This window comes from Pseudomonas corrugata, from assembly GCF_050920615.1.
GTDB classification, from domain to species: Bacteria; Pseudomonadota; Gammaproteobacteria; order Pseudomonadales; family Pseudomonadaceae; genus Aquipseudomonas; species Aquipseudomonas corrugata.
In genome coordinates this window covers 4,928,715-4,945,293 of the sequence record NZ_CP130434.1, presented here as the reverse complement: position 1 = coordinate 4,945,293, position 16,579 = coordinate 4,928,715, and the positions used below count along the sequence as shown (strand labels likewise).

Annotated in this window: 14 protein-coding genes and 1 pseudogene; 13 read left to right on the top strand and 2 right to left on the bottom strand. The window is 62.5% G+C overall.

Annotated elements, in window-relative coordinates; all coding sequences use genetic code 11:
• Positions 1 to 59: 59 nt before the first annotated feature.
• From QZH45_RS21955 to QZH45_RS21900, 12 genes are all read left to right on the top strand, one after another.
• On the top strand, positions 60 to 2,294 hold the full coding sequence (locus QZH45_RS21955; protein WP_053190742.1) for a DNA internalization-related competence protein ComEC/Rec2: 2,235 nt from the start codon (positions 60 to 62) through the stop codon (positions 2,292 to 2,294).
• A gap of 194 nt (positions 2,295 to 2,488) precedes the next feature.
• Positions 2,489 to 3,124, top strand: a complete 636-nt coding sequence (locus QZH45_RS21950) for a MotA/TolQ/ExbB proton channel family protein (RefSeq protein ID WP_162164403.1) — start codon at positions 2,489 to 2,491, stop codon at positions 3,122 to 3,124.
• A complete protein-coding gene (locus tag QZH45_RS21945) occupies positions 3,121 to 3,549 on the top strand; it encodes an ExbD/TolR family protein (protein ID WP_024776922.1) in 429 nt (142 codons plus the stop codon). The genes QZH45_RS21950 and QZH45_RS21945 overlap by 4 nt, the downstream gene beginning before the upstream one ends.
• Positions 3,549 to 4,559: a tetraacyldisaccharide 4'-kinase gene (lpxK, locus tag QZH45_RS21940; RefSeq protein ID WP_024776921.1), complete on the top strand. Its 1,011-nt coding sequence runs from the start codon at positions 3,549 to 3,551 to the stop codon at positions 4,557 to 4,559. The genes QZH45_RS21945 and lpxK overlap by 1 nt, the downstream gene beginning before the upstream one ends.
• Positions 4,560 to 4,582: 23 nt before the next feature.
• Positions 4,583 to 4,768, top strand: coding sequence for a Trm112 family protein (locus QZH45_RS21935; RefSeq protein ID WP_003179363.1), 186 nt, complete (start codon positions 4,583 to 4,585; stop codon positions 4,766 to 4,768).
• Positions 4,765 to 5,529 carry a 3-deoxy-manno-octulosonate cytidylyltransferase gene (gene kdsB / locus QZH45_RS21930; RefSeq protein ID WP_024776920.1) on the top strand — a complete coding sequence of 255 codons (765 nt, stop codon included), beginning with the start codon at positions 4,765 to 4,767 and terminating at the stop codon, positions 5,527 to 5,529. The genes QZH45_RS21935 and kdsB overlap by 4 nt, the downstream gene beginning before the upstream one ends.
• Entirely contained in the window at positions 5,529 to 5,993 is a 465-nt protein-coding gene (locus QZH45_RS21925) for a low molecular weight protein-tyrosine-phosphatase (RefSeq protein ID WP_024776919.1), read from the top strand. Before kdsB ends, QZH45_RS21925 begins: the two co-directional genes overlap by 1 nt.
• A complete protein-coding gene (murB, locus tag QZH45_RS21920) occupies positions 5,990 to 7,009 on the top strand; it encodes a UDP-N-acetylmuramate dehydrogenase (RefSeq protein ID WP_024776918.1) in 1,020 nt (339 codons plus the stop codon). Before QZH45_RS21925 ends, murB begins: the two co-directional genes overlap by 4 nt.
• A 265-nt stretch (positions 7,010 to 7,274) precedes the next feature.
• On the top strand, positions 7,275 to 7,745 hold the full coding sequence (locus tag QZH45_RS21915) for a (2Fe-2S)-binding protein (RefSeq protein ID WP_024776917.1): 471 nt from the start codon (positions 7,275 to 7,277) through the stop codon (positions 7,743 to 7,745).
• Complete coding sequence (locus QZH45_RS21910) at positions 7,742 to 10,057, top strand: xanthine dehydrogenase family protein molybdopterin-binding subunit (protein ID WP_053190748.1); 2,316 nt, start codon at positions 7,742 to 7,744, stop codon at positions 10,055 to 10,057. Before QZH45_RS21915 ends, QZH45_RS21910 begins: the two co-directional genes overlap by 4 nt.
• Complete coding sequence (locus QZH45_RS21905) at positions 10,057 to 11,028, top strand: XdhC family protein (protein WP_024776915.1); 972 nt, start codon at positions 10,057 to 10,059, stop codon at positions 11,026 to 11,028. Before QZH45_RS21910 ends, QZH45_RS21905 begins: the two co-directional genes overlap by 1 nt.
• A 26-nt stretch (positions 11,029 to 11,054) precedes the next feature.
• The gene (locus tag QZH45_RS21900) at positions 11,055 to 11,648 is read left to right on the top strand and encodes a nucleotidyltransferase family protein (RefSeq protein WP_055136175.1); all 594 of its coding nucleotides are present in this window, start codon (positions 11,055 to 11,057) and stop codon (positions 11,646 to 11,648) included.
• 153 nt (positions 11,649 to 11,801) lie between these two features.
• On the opposite strand, the pseudogene QZH45_RS21895 reads toward QZH45_RS21900, so the two are convergent.
• Positions 11,802 to 12,949 (bottom strand): annotated as a pseudogene (locus QZH45_RS21895) (ISL3 family transposase).
• On the opposite strand from QZH45_RS21895, the gene QZH45_RS21890 reads away from it, so the two are divergent.
• Positions 12,851 to 13,093 (top strand): hypothetical protein, encoded by a 243-nt coding sequence (locus QZH45_RS21890; protein WP_055137386.1) that lies wholly within the window; start codon positions 12,851 to 12,853, stop codon positions 13,091 to 13,093. The pseudogene QZH45_RS21895 and the gene QZH45_RS21890 overlap by 99 nt on opposite strands.
• Before the next feature lie 60 nt (positions 13,094 to 13,153).
• On the opposite strand, the gene rne is transcribed toward QZH45_RS21890, so the two are convergent.
• A complete protein-coding gene (rne, locus tag QZH45_RS21885) occupies positions 13,154 to 16,345 on the bottom strand; it encodes a ribonuclease E (protein ID WP_055135368.1) in 3,192 nt (1,063 codons plus the stop codon).
• Between the last annotated feature and the right edge of the window lie 234 nt (positions 16,346 to 16,579).

Genomic DNA, 16,579 nt, shown 5'->3' with positions numbered 1-16,579 from the left:
TAACGCCCACGGTGCCGCAGATCGGCTAAGCCTGGAGAGAGAACTCTCAAGGATGGGTTATGCGCACAGGGTGGGTCGCGCTTGCACTGGGGCTGGTGGCCCCGGTTTTCTTTCCGGCATTGCCGCCGTTGTGGCTGGTCGCCGCGTTGCCGATGCTGGCGCTGATGGTGCTGCCGTTTCGAATGTATCCGCTGGGTTTTTTCCTGTTGGGGCTGGCCTGGGCCTGCCTGTCGGCGCAGTTCGCGCTGGACGAGCGCCTGCCGGCGTTGCTGGATGGCGAAACCCGTTGGGTCGAAGGGCGTGTCACCGGGTTGCCGCACTACAGTGACGGCGTGGTGCGCTTCGATCTGGTCGAGGCACGATCGCGTCGCACCCGGCTACCGACGTCAATGCGTCTGGCCTGGTTCGGGGGGGCACCGGTGAGCAGTGGCGAGCATTGGCGGTTGGCGGTGAAACTGAAGCGGCCCGCCGGGCTGATGAACCCGCACGGTTTTGACCATGAAGCCTGGTTGCTGAGTCGAGGCATTGGCGCAACCGGTACGGTCAAGGATGGTCGTCGTTTGCAACCGGCCCAGGGGGCTTGGCGCGACGGGGTACGCCAGGCACTGGCACAGGTCGATGCCCAAGGCCGCTCCGGTGCGCTGATGGCATTGGTCCTGGGCGATGGCGGCGGGTTGAGCCGTGAAGACTGGCAGGTGCTGCAAGACACCGGCACGGTCCATCTGCTGGTCATTTCCGGACAACACATCGGCTTGCTTGCCGGCCTGGTGTACCTGCTGGTGGCCGGTGCGGCGCGTTATGGCGTGTGGCCGGGGCGTCTGCCATGGTTACCGTGGGCCTGTGCCCTGGCCTTCTTCGCGGCCCTGGGCTACGGCTTGCTTGCCGGGTTCGAGGTGCCGGTGCGGCGGGCCTGCGCAATGATTGGCCTGGTGCTGCTGTGGCGCTTGCGCTTCAAACACCCCGATCCCTGGTGGGCGTGGCTGCTGGCTTTCGATGGCGTGCTGCTGTTCGATCCTTTGGCCAGCCTGCGGCCGGGATTCTGGCTGTCATTTGCCGCAGTCGCGGTACTGATGTTCACCTTCGGCGGGCGCCTGGGACCCTGGCGCTGGTGGCAAACCTGGACCCGCGCCCAGTGGTTGGTGGCAGTCGGATTGTGCCCGTTGTTGCTGATATTGGGCCTGCCCGTGAGCCTCAGCGGGCCGCTGGTGAATCTTCTGGCGGTGCCCTGGATCAGCCTGCTGGTACTGCCGTCGGCGTTGCTCGGCACGGTATTGCTGCCGGTGCCGTTCATCGGTGAAGCGCTGCTATGGATCGCCGGGGGGTTGCTCGACCTGATGTTCGAGGGGCTCGCGCTGGTGGCCGGGCGAGTGCCGGTCTGGGTCCCCGTTCCGGTCCCTCTGTGGACGTGGTGCATCGCAGCGCTCGGCGCCTTTGTGCTGTTATTGCCCAAGGGCGTGCCGCTGCGTCTACTGGGGTGGCCGATGTTGCTGCTGATGGTGTTTGCACCACGGGAAGAGGTGCCGTCAGGGCGAGCGCATATCTGGCAACTCGACGTTGGCCAGGGGCTGGCAGTGCTGGTGCGCACCCGTCACCACAACCTGCTCTATGACGCAGGACCACGTTTCGGCGATGCCGATGTGGGCGAGCGTGTCGTGCTACCGACCTTGCGCAAACTGGGAGTGCGGAAGCTGGACCTGATGCTGCTCAGCCATGCCGATGCCGATCACGCCGGCGGTGCCCAGGCCGTGCGTAACGGGCTGGCAACGTTCCGGGTAATCAGCGGCGATCCGGCCGCGTTGCCCGTCGCCCTTGAAGCTGAGGCCTGCGACAGCGGCGAACATTGGGAATGGGACGGCGTGCGCTTCGAAGTGTGGCAATGGTTGTCGGCCCATGAAAGCAACCAGAAATCCTGCGTCTTGCTGGTCGAGGCCAACGGTGAACGGATCCTGTTGACCGGCGACATCGATACCCATGCCGAGCGCGCGTTGCTCGATGGCCCCCTGGCAGTGCCGACCCAGTGGCTGGCTGCGCCCCACCATGGCAGCCGCAGCTCATCGTCGATGGCGTTGCTGTCGCGCCTCAAGCCACATTCGGTGTTGATCTCCCGGGGCCAGGGCAACGCGTTTGGCCATCCGCATCCTCAGGTGATGGCCCGGTATCGACGGTTGGACATGACGATCTACGACAGTGCCGAACAGGGCGCCATTCGTCTGCAACTGGGGGCCTTCGAGCTGCCGGATACCCAGGCCGGCCACCGGCGCTACTGGCGTGACCCGCCGGCTGCGGGGCCCTGAAATTCCAGCGTGTAGGAGCGGTCGAGCGAAGCGAGGCAGCGATCTTGCCCCAGACAATTGCATCCCGAGCGAACACCACCAGATCAAGATCAAAAGATCGCAGGCTTCGCCAGCACCTACGTTAGTCGGCGGGACGGGTCTGCATGGCGAGTCTCTATGATAAAGTGGCGCACTTTTTCGAGGGGGCAGTCACTGTGTGGGAATTGGTCAAATCCGGCGGCTGGATGATGTTGCCGATCATTCTGAGTTCCATCGCGGCACTGGGTATCGTTGCCGAACGCCTGTGGACCCTGCGGGCCAGCCGCGTGACCCCGGAGCATTTGCTCGGGCAGGTCTGGGTCTGGATCAAGGACAAACAACTTAACAAGGACAAGCTCAAGGAGCTGCGGTCCAGTTCGCCATTGGGCGAGATCCTGGCGGCCGGCCTGGCCAACTCCAAGCATGGTCGCGAGATCATGAAAGAGTGCATAGAGGAAGCCGCGGCCCGGGTCATCCATGAGCTGGAGCGCTACATCAATGCCCTGGGTACCATCGCCGCCATGGCCCCGTTGCTGGGCCTGCTGGGTACGGTGCTGGGCATGATCGACATTTTCAGCGCCTTTACCGGATCCGGCGTAAGTACCAATGCCTCGGCGTTGGCCGGTGGTATCTCCAAAGCCTTGATCACCACCGCCGCGGGCCTGATGGTGGGTATCCCGTCGGTGTTCTTCCATCGGTTCCTGCAGCGCCGCGTCGACGAGCTGGTGGTGGGCATGGAGCAGGAAGCCATCAAGTTGGTCGAGGTGGTGCAGGGCGATCGTGACGTGGACCTGGCCGGGAGCAAGAAGTGAAGTTCCGCCGCAAACCACGGGAAAACATCGAGATCAACCTCGCGTCGCTGATCGACGTGGTGTTCATCCTGCTGCTGTTTTTCGTCGTGACCACCACCTTTACCCGGGAAACCCAGCTCAAAGTCGAGTTGCCGCAGGCGGTCAGTGGTTCGCCGGCCGAAGACCAGCAGTTGAAGAATCTGGAAATCACCATCAGCGCAGAAGGGTCGATTTCGGTAAACAACCAGTTGTTGCCCAAGAGCGACCTGGCGACCCTGATCGAGGTGTTGCAGAAAGAGTCCGGGGGCGACACCAACCTGCCGCTGTCCATCAGTGCTGACGGCAAGACTCCCCATCAATCGGTCATCACCGCCATGGACGCGGCCGGCAAGCTCGGCTTCAGCCACTTGCGCATGACCACGGTCGAGGCGGCGCCCGCACCCTGATGGCCATGTCCGATCGATTGCTTGCCGCGTGGTATGACGGTCACCCGGCCCTGGTGCTGTTGCGGCCACTGGAGTGGCTGTACCGGCGCGTGGTGGTCGGCAAGCGTGAGCGTTTCCTGGCGGGTGAGGGCGATATCTATCAGCCGCCCGTGCCGCTGGTGGTGGTGGGCAACATCACCGTGGGTGGCACCGGCAAGACGCCGATGATCCTGTGGATGATCCAGCACTGCCAGCGCTGTGGCCTGCGGGTTGGCGTGGTCAGCCGGGGGTATGGCGCCAAACCGCCGCAATTGCCGTGGCGAGTCGAGGCTGAGCAGGGCGCCGATATCGCCGGTGACGAGCCTTTGCTGATCGTTCAGCGCACCGGCGTACCGCTGATGATTGACCCGGATCGCAGCCGCGCGGTCCAGGCGCTGCTGGCATCGGAACCGCTGGACCTGATCCTGTCCGATGATGGCATGCAGCATTACCGGCTTGCTCGCGATCTCGAACTGGTGTTGATCGACAATGCCCGCGGCTTGGGCAACCGGCGTTGCCTGCCTGCCGGTCCGTTGCGCGAACCGGTCGAGCGCCTGCAGTCGGTGGATGCGGTGCTTTACAACGGCGCCGGTGCCGATCGTGAAGACGGTTTCGCCTTCGAACTGCGGCCCACCGCCCTGGTGAATCTGGCCAGTGGCGAACGACGCCCCCTCGACCACTTTTCGTCCGGTCAGGCCTTGCATGCCGTGGCCGGTATCGGCAATCCGCAACGTTTCTTCAAGACCCTCGAAACGCTACACTGGCGGCCTATACCGCACGGGTTTGCCGACCATGCCGAATACAGCTTCGAGGCCTTGAATTTCACACCGCCACTACCGGTGGTCATGACGGAAAAGGACGCGGTCAAATGCCGTGCCTTTGCCGCTTCCGACTGGTGGTACCTGGCGGTGGACGCCGTGCCTTCAGCGGCCTTCGAGGCATGGTTCGATACGCAGTTGATGCGCCTGTTGCCGGATCGGCTATTACCTTAAGAACCTTATCCAGGGGAAATTCCATGGACACCAAACTGCTCGATATCCTGGCCTGCCCGGTTTGCAAAGGCCCGCTCAAGCTCAGTGCCGACAAGACCGAGCTGATCAGCAAGGGCGCTGGCCTGGCTTACCCGATTCGTGACGGCATCCCGGTGATGCTCGAAAGCGAAGCGCGTACCCTGACCACCGATGAGCGCCTGGATAAATGAGCGTCGACTTCACCGTTGTAATCCCGTCGCGCTTCGCTTCGACGCGCTTGCCCGGCAAACCTTTGTTGTCGATCGCCGGCAAACCGATGATCCAGCACGTGTGGGAACAGGCCTGCAGGAGCAGCGCCCGACGCGTGGTAGTGGCGACGGACGACCAGCGCATCGTCGAGGCCTGCGAGGGCTTTGGTGCCGAGGTGGTCATGACTCGGGAAGATCACAATTCCGGCACTGATCGCCTGGCGGAAGTTGCCGCGAAGCTGGGCCTGGAGTCCGACTCCATCGTGGTCAACGTGCAAGGCGACGAACCGCTGATCCCGCCCAGCGTGATCGATCAGGTCGCAGCCAACCTGGCGGCCCATCCCGAAGCGCGCATGGCCACGCTGGCCGAGCCGATCAAGGACGTGCAGACCCTGTTCAACCCGAACGTGGTCAAGGTAATCAGTGATCTGGACGGCCTGGCGCTGACCTTCAGTCGCGCTACATTGCCCTGGGCTCGAGATGCGTTCGCTCAAAACCGTGATGCCATGCCTGAAGGTGTGCCGTATCGTCGCCATATCGGCATTTATGCCTACCGCGCCGGTTTTCTTCAGGACTTCGTCGCCTGGGGTCCGTGCTGGCTGGAAAACACCGAGGCCCTGGAGCAGCTGCGCGCGCTCTGGCACGGTGTGCGGATCCATGTTGCCGATGCGTTGATCGCCCCGCCAACCGGCGTCGACACGGTGGAAGATCTTGAGCGCGTCCGTCGCCTGCTGGAGGCCTGATGCGGGTTCTGTTCGTCTGCCTCGGCAACATCTGCCGTTCGCCTACCGCCGAAGGCATCCTGCGACACAAACTGCACGAGGCCGGGCTGACCGGGCAGGTGGAGGTGGCCTCCGCTGGCACCGGTGACTGGCATGTGGGCAAGCCGCCGGACAAGCGCAGCCAGGCCGCGGCCCTGCGGCGCGGCTATGATTTGTCGGCCCAGCGCGCCCGACAAGTCAGCCGCGCCGATTTCGCCGCGTATGACCTGATCCTGGCGATGGACAGCAGCAACCTGCGCAATCTCAAGGCTCTGCAGCCGGCCGATGGCCGTGCTGAACTGGATCTGTTCCTGCGGCGCTACGAGGCCGGAGTCGATGACGTACCGGACCCATACTATGACGGCGAACAGGGTTTCGAGCAGGTCCTGGACCTGATCGAACGCGCCACGGATCGCTTGGTGATCGAATTGAAGGGACGGCTATGAGCTTGCAGGTACAGGCCGACGTCAGCCTCAAGCCGTTCAACAGTTTCGGGGTGGACGTCAAGGCCCGGCTGTTCGCCGAGGCCCATGGTGATGGGGATATCCGCGAGGCGCTGGCCTACGCCGCCGGGCATGAGGTGCCGCTGTTGGTGATCGGTGGAGGCAGCAATCTGCTGCTTACCGGCGACATCGATGCGTTGGTGTTGCGCATGGCCAGTCGCGGGATCCGTCTGCTGAGCGATGAGGGTGATCGGGTGGTGATCGAGGCCGAGGCCGGAGAACCCTGGCATCCTTTCGTCCAGCACACGTTGGCGCAAGGCTGGGCGGGGCTGGAGAACCTCAGCCTGATCCCCGGTACGGTGGGCGCCGCGCCGATGCAAAACATCGGCGCCTATGGCGTGGAAATAAAGGACGTCTTTGCCGGCCTTACCGCCCTGGACCGCCAGACTGGCGAGTTGCGGGATTTCACGCTCGAGCAATGTCGTTTCGCCTACCGTGACAGCCTGTTCAAGCAGCAACCGGGTCGTTGGTTGATCCTGCGGGTGCGCTTCGCCCTCAGTCGTGCCGCTCATCTGCACCTGGAGTATGGCCCGGTCCGTCAACGATTGACCGAGCAGGGCATCGACCAGGCGACACCCATCGATGTCAGCCGGGCCATTTGCAGCATCCGCAGCGAAAAATTGCCGGACCCGGCCGTGCTGGGCAATGCCGGCAGTTTCTTCAAGAACCCGCTGGTGCCGGCCGCGCACGTCACGCAACTCAAGGTGCAATACCCCGATCTGGTGGCTTATCCACAGCCCGAGGGCCAGATGAAAATCGCCGCGGGCTGGCTGATCGAGCGTGCTGGCTGGAAGGGGTTTCGTGAGGGCGATGCCGGCGTGCATAAGTTGCAGGCGCTGGTGCTGGTCAACTATGGCGAGGCCACTGGTCTTCAACTGCTGGACCTGGCCCAGCGTATCCAAAAAGATATTTCCGAACGTTTCCAGGTTGACCTGGAAATGGAGCCCAATCGCTACTGAGTCAAGGTTCGCCATGAACCGGGGACGCCCTGCACAAACCTCGCACAAGCATCATTTGTGCAGGATTGTGCAGGGCGTTTTGCTTGAACCTGGGTTAATTTAATCTGCTGACGATGCGACGCTACGCACCGTAGAGGGCCCGGTGCAGACACGTGCGTGTCTGGATAAGAGAGCCCGATCAGCCTGAGCCAGTCTGCGACGCCGAACCGTCACCCAAGCGGCAGATTGCTCGACCCCATAACTCGATAACTATGCGGGCGTGCCCATGATTACCCTGAAACTCAATGGACAAGACCATCAACTGGATGTGACCGAGGACATGCCGCTGCTGTGGGCTATCCGGGATGTCGCTGGGTACAACGGCACTAAATTCGGCTGCGGCATGGGCCTGTGCGGCGCGTGCACCATCCACATCGACGGCGCTCCGGCGCGCAGTTGCATCACGCCGATAGGCTCGGTGCAGGGGCAGAACGTCAGCACCATCGACGCGCTGCATGCCGACCCGGTTGGACAGGTCGTGCAAAAGGCCTGGCTCGATACCGCCGTGGCCCAATGTGGTTACTGCCAGGGTGGGCAGATCATGTCCGCCACCGCCTTGCTCAAGAGCAACCCCAACCCGAGCGATGAGCAGATCGAGGAAGCCATGGTCGGCAATATCTGCCGCTGCGGGACGTATAACCGGATCAAGACTGCGATCCGCCAGGCTTCCACGCACCTGAAGGAGGCCAAGGCATGAGCCGTCTGCCCAATGATTTCGTGCTGAGCAATCTCAGTCGACGTGGCTTCCTCAAGGGTGCGAGCGCCACCGGTGTGCTGGTGTTGGCCGCCAGTTGGGGCATGCCGGATGCCTTTGCCGAGGAAAAGAAATTCGGTGCCGAGGGCATGCCCCATGGCGCGGTTGATGACCCGAAGGTGTACGTGAGCATTGCCGCCGATGGCAGCGTGACGGTGATCTGCAACCGTTCGGAAATGGGCCAGGGTGTGCGCACCAGCCTCAGTATGGTGGTGGCCGATGAACTGGACGCCGACTGGGCATTGGTGAAGGTGCAACAGGCGCCGGCCGATGAGGCACGTTTCGGCAACCAGGACACCGACGGCTCGCGCAGCATGCGCCACTGGTACGAGCCGATGCGCCGTTGCGGTGCCGCCGCCCGGACCATGCTGGAGCAGGCCGCCGCGGCCCAATGGAACGTTCCGGTGGGTGAATGCCATGCCCAGTTGCATAACGTGGTGCACCAGCCTTCCGGTCGGAAACTGGGCTACGGGGCATTGGCCGCCGCAGCCAGCGCCTTGCCGGTGCCTGCCCGTGATAGCTTGCGCCTCAAGCAACCTGCCGAGTTTCGCTACATTGGCAAGGAGGCGAGCCGGGCCATCGACGGTGCGGACGTCGTCAACGGTCGCGCCGTGTTCGGCGCCGATGTGCATTTGGACGGCATGCTTTATGCGGTCGTGGCGCGCCCACCGGTCTATGGCGGCAAGGTCAGGAGCGTGGATGACCGCGCGGCGCTGAAAGTACCGGGCGTGGTCAAAGTGGTGCAGATCGAAGGGCGTCCGCTACCCTCGGAGTTCCAGCCCCTGGGGGGCGTGGCGGTGGTGGCGAAGAATACCTGGGCCGCGATCAAGGGGCGCGACGCGCTGAAAATCGAGTGGGATGACGGTCCGAATGCCGCTTATGACTCGATCGCCTATCGCAAGGAGCTTGAGGCTGCGGCTCTCAAGCCCGGAAAAGTCCTGCGCAGCACCGGTGACCTCGACGATGCGCTGGCGAAGGCCGATTCGACCCTGGAAGCCTCGTATTACCTGCCGCACCTGTCCCAGTCACCGATGGAACCGATGGTGGCCATTGCCCGGTTCAAGGACGGCCACTGCGAAGCCTGGGCACCGAGCCAGGCGCCACAGGTGACCCGAGAGCGCGTCGCCGAACGATTGGGAATCCCTTTTGACAAGGTCACGATCAATATCACGCTGCTAGGTGGCGGTTTTGGCCGCAAATCCAAGCCTGACTTCGTCGTCGAGGCGGCGGTGCTGGCCAAGGAGTTTGCGGGCCAGGCAATTCGGGTGCAGTGGACTCGTGAGGATGACATTCATCACTCGTATTTCCACACTGTATCGGCCGAATACCTCAAGGCCGGCTTGAACCGGGACGGGATGCCGTCCGGCTGGCTGCATCGAACCGTAGCGCCGAGCATCACCGCGCTGTTTGCGCCGAATATGGTCCACGAGGCACCATTCGAAGTAGGTATGGGCCTGACCAACATGGCCTACGCCATCCCCAATCTGCGCCTGGAGAACCCCGAAGCGGTGGCTCACACCCGGGTGGGTTGGTACCGCTCGGTGTCGAACATTCCTCACGGTTTTGCCATCCAGAGCTTTATCGACGAATTGGCCCACAAGGCCGGCCAGGATCCGCTGAAGTACCACCTCAAGTTGCTCGGCCCGGATCGCGAGATCGACCCGCGTACCTTGAATGAAGACTGGAACTACGGTGAATCCCCCGAGCGCTATCCCATCGATACGGCGCGGATCCGCACCGTGCTGGAAACCGCTGCCAAGGCGGCCGGTTGGGGACAGAAACTGCCCAAGGGCCGTGGCCTGGGGCTGGCAGTTCATTACAGCTTCGTCACCTACGTGGCGGCCGCCATTGAAGTGGAGGTCAAGGAGGACGGCACGGTGATCGTGCACAAGGCGAACATCGCCGTCGATTGCGGCCCGCAGATCAACCCCGAGCGCATCCGCTCCCAGTTCGAAGGCGCCTGCGTCATGGGCCTGGGCAATGCGATGGTGGGGGAGATCAGTTTCAAGGATGGCAAGGTCCAGCAGGACAACTTCCACATGTATGAAGTGGCGCGCATGTCCCTGGCGCCCAAGGAAGTGGCGGTGCACCTGGTCACGCCACCAGGCGAGGTGCCGTTGGGCGGTGTCGGTGAGCCAGGGGTGCCGCCGATTGCGCCGGCGCTGTGCAATGCGATTTTCGCCGCCACCGGCCAGCGTATCCGCAACTTGCCGGTACGCTATCAGTTGCAAGGCTGGCAGCAGGCCAAGGCTTGATGGACAGCGTTGACCTGAACGTCCTGCGTAGCGTGCTCCAGTGGCGCCGCGCCGGGCAGCGCGTGGTGTTGTTCACGGTGGTTCAGACCTGGGGCACCGCGCCAAGACCTCCGGGGGCTATGCTCGCCTTGCGCGAAGACGGGGTGGTGATCGGTTCGGTGTCGGGCGGTTGTGTCGAGGATGACCTGATTGCCCGATTGCATGACGGCCGCATCCCGGCGGACGGTCCGCCGGTGCAGATGATCACCTACGGCGTCACCCGCGAGGAGGCGGCGCGCTTTGGTTTGCCGTGTGGCGGTACCTTGCGCCTGACGGAAGAGCGTGTCGGTGACCCGCAATGGGTCGCCGAACTGCTGGAGCGTTGTGAAGCCCATCAGATTGTCGCCCGTGAGCTGAGCATTGCCACCGGCCATGTGGTGTTGACGCCCGCCAGCAAGAGCGACGTGCTGGTTTTCGATGGACGGACCCTGCGCGCCATCTACGGGCCACGTTGGCGGTTGTTGTTGATCGGAGCCGGGCAATTGTCGCGCTATGTCGCTGAAATGGCCCGGTTACTGGACTTCGAAGTGCTGATCTGCGATCCGCGCAAGGAATTCGTCTACGGCTGGGAAGAACAGCACGGCCGCTTCGTCTCGGGGATGCCCGACGAAGCAGTGTTGAATATCCAGACCGACGAGCGCACGGCGATCGTTGCCCTGACTCATGATCCGCGCCTGGACGACATGGCCTTGCTGACCGCCCTGGATTCCCCGGCTTTTTATGTGGGGGCTCTGGGATCGCGGGTCAACAGTCGGAAGCGCCGGGACAACCTGCTTCAGCTAGGCTTGTCAGCACAGGCCATTGAGCGGCTGCATGGTCCGATCGGCCTGCACATCGGCAGCCACACCCCGGCGGAAATCGCCTTGTCGCTGCTGGCCGAAATCGTGGCGATCAAGAACGGCGTCGAACTGCGGCAGAAGAAGCCGTTGTAGGCCGTGGGTAGGGACAAGGAGGGCGCATGAGCGGATCTATTGGCGTGATCATTGTCGCGGCCGGACTGGGCAGCCGTTTTCGTCAGATTGCCGGTTCCGACAAGGATAAGTTATTGGCTGACTGCACGGGGCGTGACGGCGCCGTCCGCTCAGTGATTGAGCAGGTGCTGTTGAATCTGCCAGCTTCCCTGGAAAAGCGGCTGCTGGTGACGCGCGGAGGGCGCCCACAGGCCATTCGCATGGCCCAGGCCTATGGATGCGAGGTCGTCGAACTGGACTCCCCCGGCCTGGGAGACAGCATCGCAGCGGGTGTCCAGGCATGCCCGGACCTGGCTGGCTGGTTGATTGTGCTGGCTGACATGCCATTTATTCTGCCGTCCAACATCGAACGGGTGGCGGCGGGAACTGCCGAGGATGGCATCTGCGTGCCGGTTCATGAGGGTGAATATGGGCATCCCGTAGGGTTTGGCCGCGAGTTTGGCCCGAAATTGATGGCGCTGACCGGTGATCGCGGTGCGAAGGTATTGTTTACCGGGGCGCGAGTGGTCGAGATTACGGTTGACGATCCTGGTGTGGTTTGGGATGTGGATGTGCCTGAGGCTTTGAATTTCCAGCAATAACATTGATGTTGAATGGGCTGCCGCTATCGCGAGCGGGCTCGCTCCCACATTTTCCTGCGGTGGATTGAGAATTTTTGATCGACGCAGATCTCTTGTGGGAGCGAGCCTGCTCGCGATGACGACCTGATAGTCGACACGAAATAAAAAGGTTCTTCACGGATTACCGGGAAAGTCGCTCTTGATCTTCATGAAAAAGAATTCGCTGTCCCGGTAGCCGTAGGCCATCCGCTTAATCACCTTGATACGGTTGTTGATTCCCTCCAGTTGACCGGTGTGCATCGGCCACCGCACCCTGCTCAAAATGCCGCGCCAGTAGCCCTTCAGGCGTTTGGAAAACTGCTTTAGTGCCGGTATCGCGCTTTCATCAGCCAGACGCAGCCACTGTTTCCACGCTGATCGCCAGCCCCAAGCGGTAGTCGGTGACCACAGCGCTTTGAGCTCTGCTTTCATCAGGTAAACCGTCATCAACGACTGGTTGGCAGCCAGCAGGTCCTGCAAGTGCACTTGTTGACCTGCGCTCTTGAGATTCTCCGGATTGCGCAACAGCAGCCACCGCGCTTGTTTGATGACCTTGCGCGCAGGTTTGTCATGACGCAGGCGGTTAGCTTCATCGACCCGCACCCGATCAATCACTTCTCGGCCATATTTGGCCACCACATGAAACAGGTCGTAGACCACCCGTGCCTGAGGACAATGCTGACGCACCTCCAGGTCAAACGCGGTATTCATGTCCATCGCGACTGCCTCAATCCGCTTACAGCCCTCAGGTCCCAGTTCTTCGAAGAACGGCCGGACTGCGGCGCGGCTGCGTCCTTCGCCGATCCACAATACCCGGCGGGTATCGGCATCCAGTACGACGCTGGCGTATCGATGTTGAACAGGGCAAACTCGTCCATGACCAATCGTCTGGGACGGGCGACAGGCAGCTTATCCAGCTCGGCCTGTAGAGCCCGTCGCTCCAGTAATCGCACGCTATCCCAGTGCAATCCGAATAACTGAGCCACATGCAAAGTCGGTAACCGTCGGCAGGTCTGGATGACGGTTTCAGCCAAGCGACGTGTCATCCGGGAGTAGCGATCAAGCCAGCTGACAGCCTCCATACGTTTTCCGCAGGCTCCACATCCAACTCGTCTGAGCTCGACGTTAAGCCTTACTGGCCGACCAAGGATAGGCAGGTCTCGGATTAACCGCTGAGAGTATTCATGAGTAGTTGTGCTGGGCTCGTTGCAGCCGCTGCAGGTGGGAAACCGGGTGGCCTGGGGGATGAGATCGATCAGCAGCGCATCACCATCAGGTTTGATGGCGACGACAGAAAAGCCCTCCCAAAACGGAAGGAACGTATTAATATCACGCATAAGAACGCCGGTTTGTTAGATGTGTTTGCTCGCACGAACATCATCAACCAAATCGGCGTTCTTGTTTCTGTGTTTCCCGGGATTTCGTGAAGAACCAATAAAAAGCCCCGCCTGGCATTACCAGGCGGGGCTTTTTATTGGGCTATGGAATCAGGCGTGAGGCTTGGGCTCGTGCTCTTTTTCCATTGGGGCGCGATGAGGTGTGACTTCCTCAGCTTCAGCGGAAGGCTGAGCTTCGTCGGTCACCGGCGCCGATTCGATCGGAGCTGGTTCGGCTGCGGTTTCAGTCACCGGGGCTGGAGTTGCCTCGACTACTTCCACTGCGGGGGCCGGCTCGGCAACGGACGCCTGGGCGGCAGCCTCTTCGGCTTCCTTCTGCAGGCGCTCGGCTTCACGCTTGCGACGACGCACTTCACGCGGGTCGTTTGGAGCGCGACCGTTCGCGGTCAAGGCGCTGGCGGGAGCAGGCTCCTCGACGGGGGCCGGTGCTTCGACAACCACCGGGGCTTCAACCACTGGCGCTGGCTCGACCACTGCAGGCTCGGCTGCCTTGACAGGCTCTGGCATCGGCTCTGGCTCGACCACCGGTGCCGGTGCGGCAGGTTCCGGGTTCCAGTTGAACGCGGTCTGCTCTTCGCGTACAGGTGTCGGTGCTTTTTCCTCGGCGTCCGTTTCAACAGCAGCTTCAACGGCAGTTTCTGCTGCCACCGCCGGCTGTTCGACGACCGGTGCAGGCTCGACGGCAGCTTCAGGCTGGGCTTCAGGAGCTGGTGCAATTTCCACTTCTGGCGAGGCCGTCACTCGCACAGCGGTAGTAGCTTCGACCACCGGCGTTTCAACCGGCGCATCTTCTACCGCAGCGGTAGCGCGTTCGGCCTGTTCGTTGGCCTGGGCTTCGGCTGGAGCGCTGACCGTGCTGCTGGCAACTGCCGCGGTCACTGCCAGGCCGGCGGCCAGGTCTGCTGTGCTTGGCGCTTCGGTGGATTCGGACTCTTCCGAGCCTTCGATCACATTACCGTTGGCATCACGCTGACGCTCACGACGGTTGCTGCGACGACGCTGGCCACGGGAGCGGCGGCGTGGACGATCACCTTCGGCGTTATCCTGGCCGTCTTCCTGCAGTTGCTCTTCGGCGTTCAGCACTTCCTCTTCGCTGGTAGCGGCGGCGGTCTGCTCGGCGCGTGGTTGACGCTCTTCACGCGGAGGGCGTGGTGCGCGCTCTTCGCGAGGCTGGCGAGCCGGACGCTCTTCAGCGTTGGTGGCAGCGGCCGGGGCGGCATCCAGGGGCTCGCGCAGTTCGCGAACACGTTCTTCACGCTCGCCACGTGGCTTGCGATCCTCACGTGGAGCCCGCGGTTGACGCTCTTCACGCGGCGGGCGTGGAGCGCGTTCTTCGCGGGCTACGGCCGGCACTTCCTCACGGGCTTCGCGAGGCTGGCGCTCTTCACGAGGCTCACGTGGTGCACGCTCTTCACGCGGTGCACGTTCTTCGCGTGGTTTGCGCTCTTCGTCACGACGACCGTTGCGGTTGCGGGTCTGCTGGCGACCGTTACGGCGTTCTTCGTTGCGGGCAGGACGCTCGGTGGCGGCAGGCTTGGCAACCACGGCTGGTGCGGCAGGCTCTTCCTTGGTCGCGAACAGGCTGACCAGAGACTTCACCAGGCCCTTGAACAGGCTTGGCTCAGGTGCAGCAACCGGAGCCGGTGCCGGTGCGACGACTTCGGTCGGAACCGGAGCATTGGCGCGGGCAGGGGCAGTCTTCACAGCGGCTTCCTGGCGGACCAGGGTGCGGGTGGCGGCAGCCGGCTGGACTTCTTCCACTTCGGCTGCGGCAGCGGCGATCTCGTAGCTGGACTGGTTGTTGTGGGCTTCCGGGCTGTCGTCGCGCAGGCGCTGGACTTCGAAATGCGGCGTCTCGAGGTGATCGTTCGGCAGGATGACGATTCGGGCCCGGGTGCGCAGCTCGATCTTGGTGATCGAGTTGCGCTTTTCGTTGAGCAGGAACGCTGCCACCGGGATCGGCACCTGGGCGCGGACTTCGGCGGTGCGGTCTTTCAAGGCTTCTTCTTCGATCAGGCGCAGGATCGCCAGGGACAGCGACTCGACGTCACGGATGATGCCGGTGCCGTTGCAGCGTGGGCAGACGATGCCGCTGCTTTCGCCCAGGGACGGACGCAGACGCTGACGGGACATTTCCAGCAGGCCGAAGCGCGAGATGCGACCGACCTGTACACGGGCGCGGTCGGCTTCCAGGCACTCACGGACCTTTTCTTCCACGGCGCGCTGGTTCTTGGCCGGGGTCATGTCGATGAAGTCGATGACGATCAGGCCGCCGATGTCGCGCAGGCGCAACTGACGGGCGATTTCTTCGGCCGCTTCAAGGTTGGTCTGCAGGGCGGTTTCTTCGATGTCGCTGCCTTTGGTGGCGCGCGCCGAGTTGATGTCGATGGACACCAGGGCTTCGGTCGGATCGATGACGATGGAACCGCCGGACGGCAGCTCGACGACGCGCTGGAAAGCGGTCTCGATCTGGCTTTCGATCTGGAAACGGTTGAACAGCGGAACGCTATCTTCATAGAGCTTGATCTTGCTGGCGTACTGCGGCATCACCTGGCGGATGAAGGTCAGGGCTTCGTCCTGGGCTTCAACGCTGTCGATCAGCACTTCGCCGATGTCCTGGCGCAGGTAATCGCGGATGGCGCGGATGATGACGTTGCTTTCCTGGTAGATCAGGAACGGCGCGGAGCGATCCAGCGAGGCTTCCTTGATGGCCGTCCACAGCTGCAGCAGGTAGTCGAGGTCCCATTGCATTTCTTCGCTGCTGCGGCCAAGGCCGGCAGTGCGCACGATCAGGCCCATGTCGGCCGGGGCAACCAGGCCGTTGAGGGCTTCACGCAGTTCGTTGCGCTCTTCGCCTTCGATGCGGCGGGAGATGCCGCCGGCACGCGGGTTGTTCGGCATCAGGACCAGGTAACGGCCGGCCAGGCTGATGAAGGTGGTCAGGGCAGCGCCCTTGTTGCCACGTTCTTCTTTTTCGACCTGGACGATGACTTCCTGGCCTTCGCTCAGGACGTCCTTGATGTTGACGCGGCCTTCAGGGGCTTTCTTGAAGTATTCGCGGGAGATTTCTTTGAGGGGCAGGAAGCCGTGGCGCTCGGAGCCGAAATCGACAAAGGCAGCCTCAAGGCTTGGTTCGATGCGAGTAATCCGGCCTTTATAGATGTTGGCCTTCTTCTGCTCGCGTGCACCGGATTCGATATCCAGGTCGTAGAGGCGCTGGCCGTCTACCAGTGCAACACGCAACTCTTCGGGTTGAGTTGCGTTAATCAGCATTCTTTTCATGTAGTACCGTCGGTTTCCGGGCTGCCGGAAACGGCGTTCGGCACACACGACTTCTCACGGTCGGTGTCAGGTGCGTCATGGAAGTGGCTGACCACTCCAGTGTCCAGCGAGTTCGGCCCAATGATGGCGAAGTCGCGACGGACGCGTCCTGCTTGCTGGTACTCAAGCACTCAGTCAGGAGGAGGAATCAACCGGCGTCTGTGGACGAGATGAAGCGTCTGAAACAAGCCTAGT

Excerpts from the sequence above, each read along its gene's own strand:
- QZH45_RS21935 (WP_003179363.1), top strand. The coding sequence starts at position 4,583 with ATGGACACCAAACTGCTCGATATCCTGGCCTGCCCGGTTTGCAAAGGC.
- murB (WP_024776918.1), top strand. The coding sequence starts at position 5,990 with ATGAGCTTGCAGGTACAGGCCGACGTCAGCCTCAAGCCGTTCAACAGT.
- lpxK (WP_024776921.1), top strand. The coding sequence starts at position 3,549 with ATGGCCATGTCCGATCGATTGCTTGCCGCGTGGTATGACGGTCACCCG.
- rne (WP_055135368.1), bottom strand. The coding sequence starts at position 16,345 with ATGAAAAGAATGCTGATTAACGCAACTCAACCCGAAGAGTTGCGTGTT.
- QZH45_RS21915 (WP_024776917.1), top strand. The coding sequence starts at position 7,275 with ATGATTACCCTGAAACTCAATGGACAAGACCATCAACTGGATGTGACC.
- kdsB (WP_024776920.1), top strand. The coding sequence starts at position 4,765 with ATGAGCGTCGACTTCACCGTTGTAATCCCGTCGCGCTTCGCTTCGACG.
- QZH45_RS21910 (WP_053190748.1), top strand. The coding sequence starts at position 7,742 with ATGAGCCGTCTGCCCAATGATTTCGTGCTGAGCAATCTCAGTCGACGT.
- QZH45_RS21900 (WP_055136175.1), top strand. The coding sequence starts at position 11,055 with ATGAGCGGATCTATTGGCGTGATCATTGTCGCGGCCGGACTGGGCAGC.
- QZH45_RS21955 (WP_053190742.1), top strand. The coding sequence starts at position 60 with ATGCGCACAGGGTGGGTCGCGCTTGCACTGGGGCTGGTGGCCCCGGTT.
- QZH45_RS21890 (WP_055137386.1), top strand. The coding sequence starts at position 12,851 with ATGAGTAGTTGTGCTGGGCTCGTTGCAGCCGCTGCAGGTGGGAAACCG.
- QZH45_RS21905 (WP_024776915.1), top strand. The coding sequence starts at position 10,057 with ATGGACAGCGTTGACCTGAACGTCCTGCGTAGCGTGCTCCAGTGGCGC.
- QZH45_RS21925 (WP_024776919.1), top strand. The coding sequence starts at position 5,529 with ATGCGGGTTCTGTTCGTCTGCCTCGGCAACATCTGCCGTTCGCCTACC.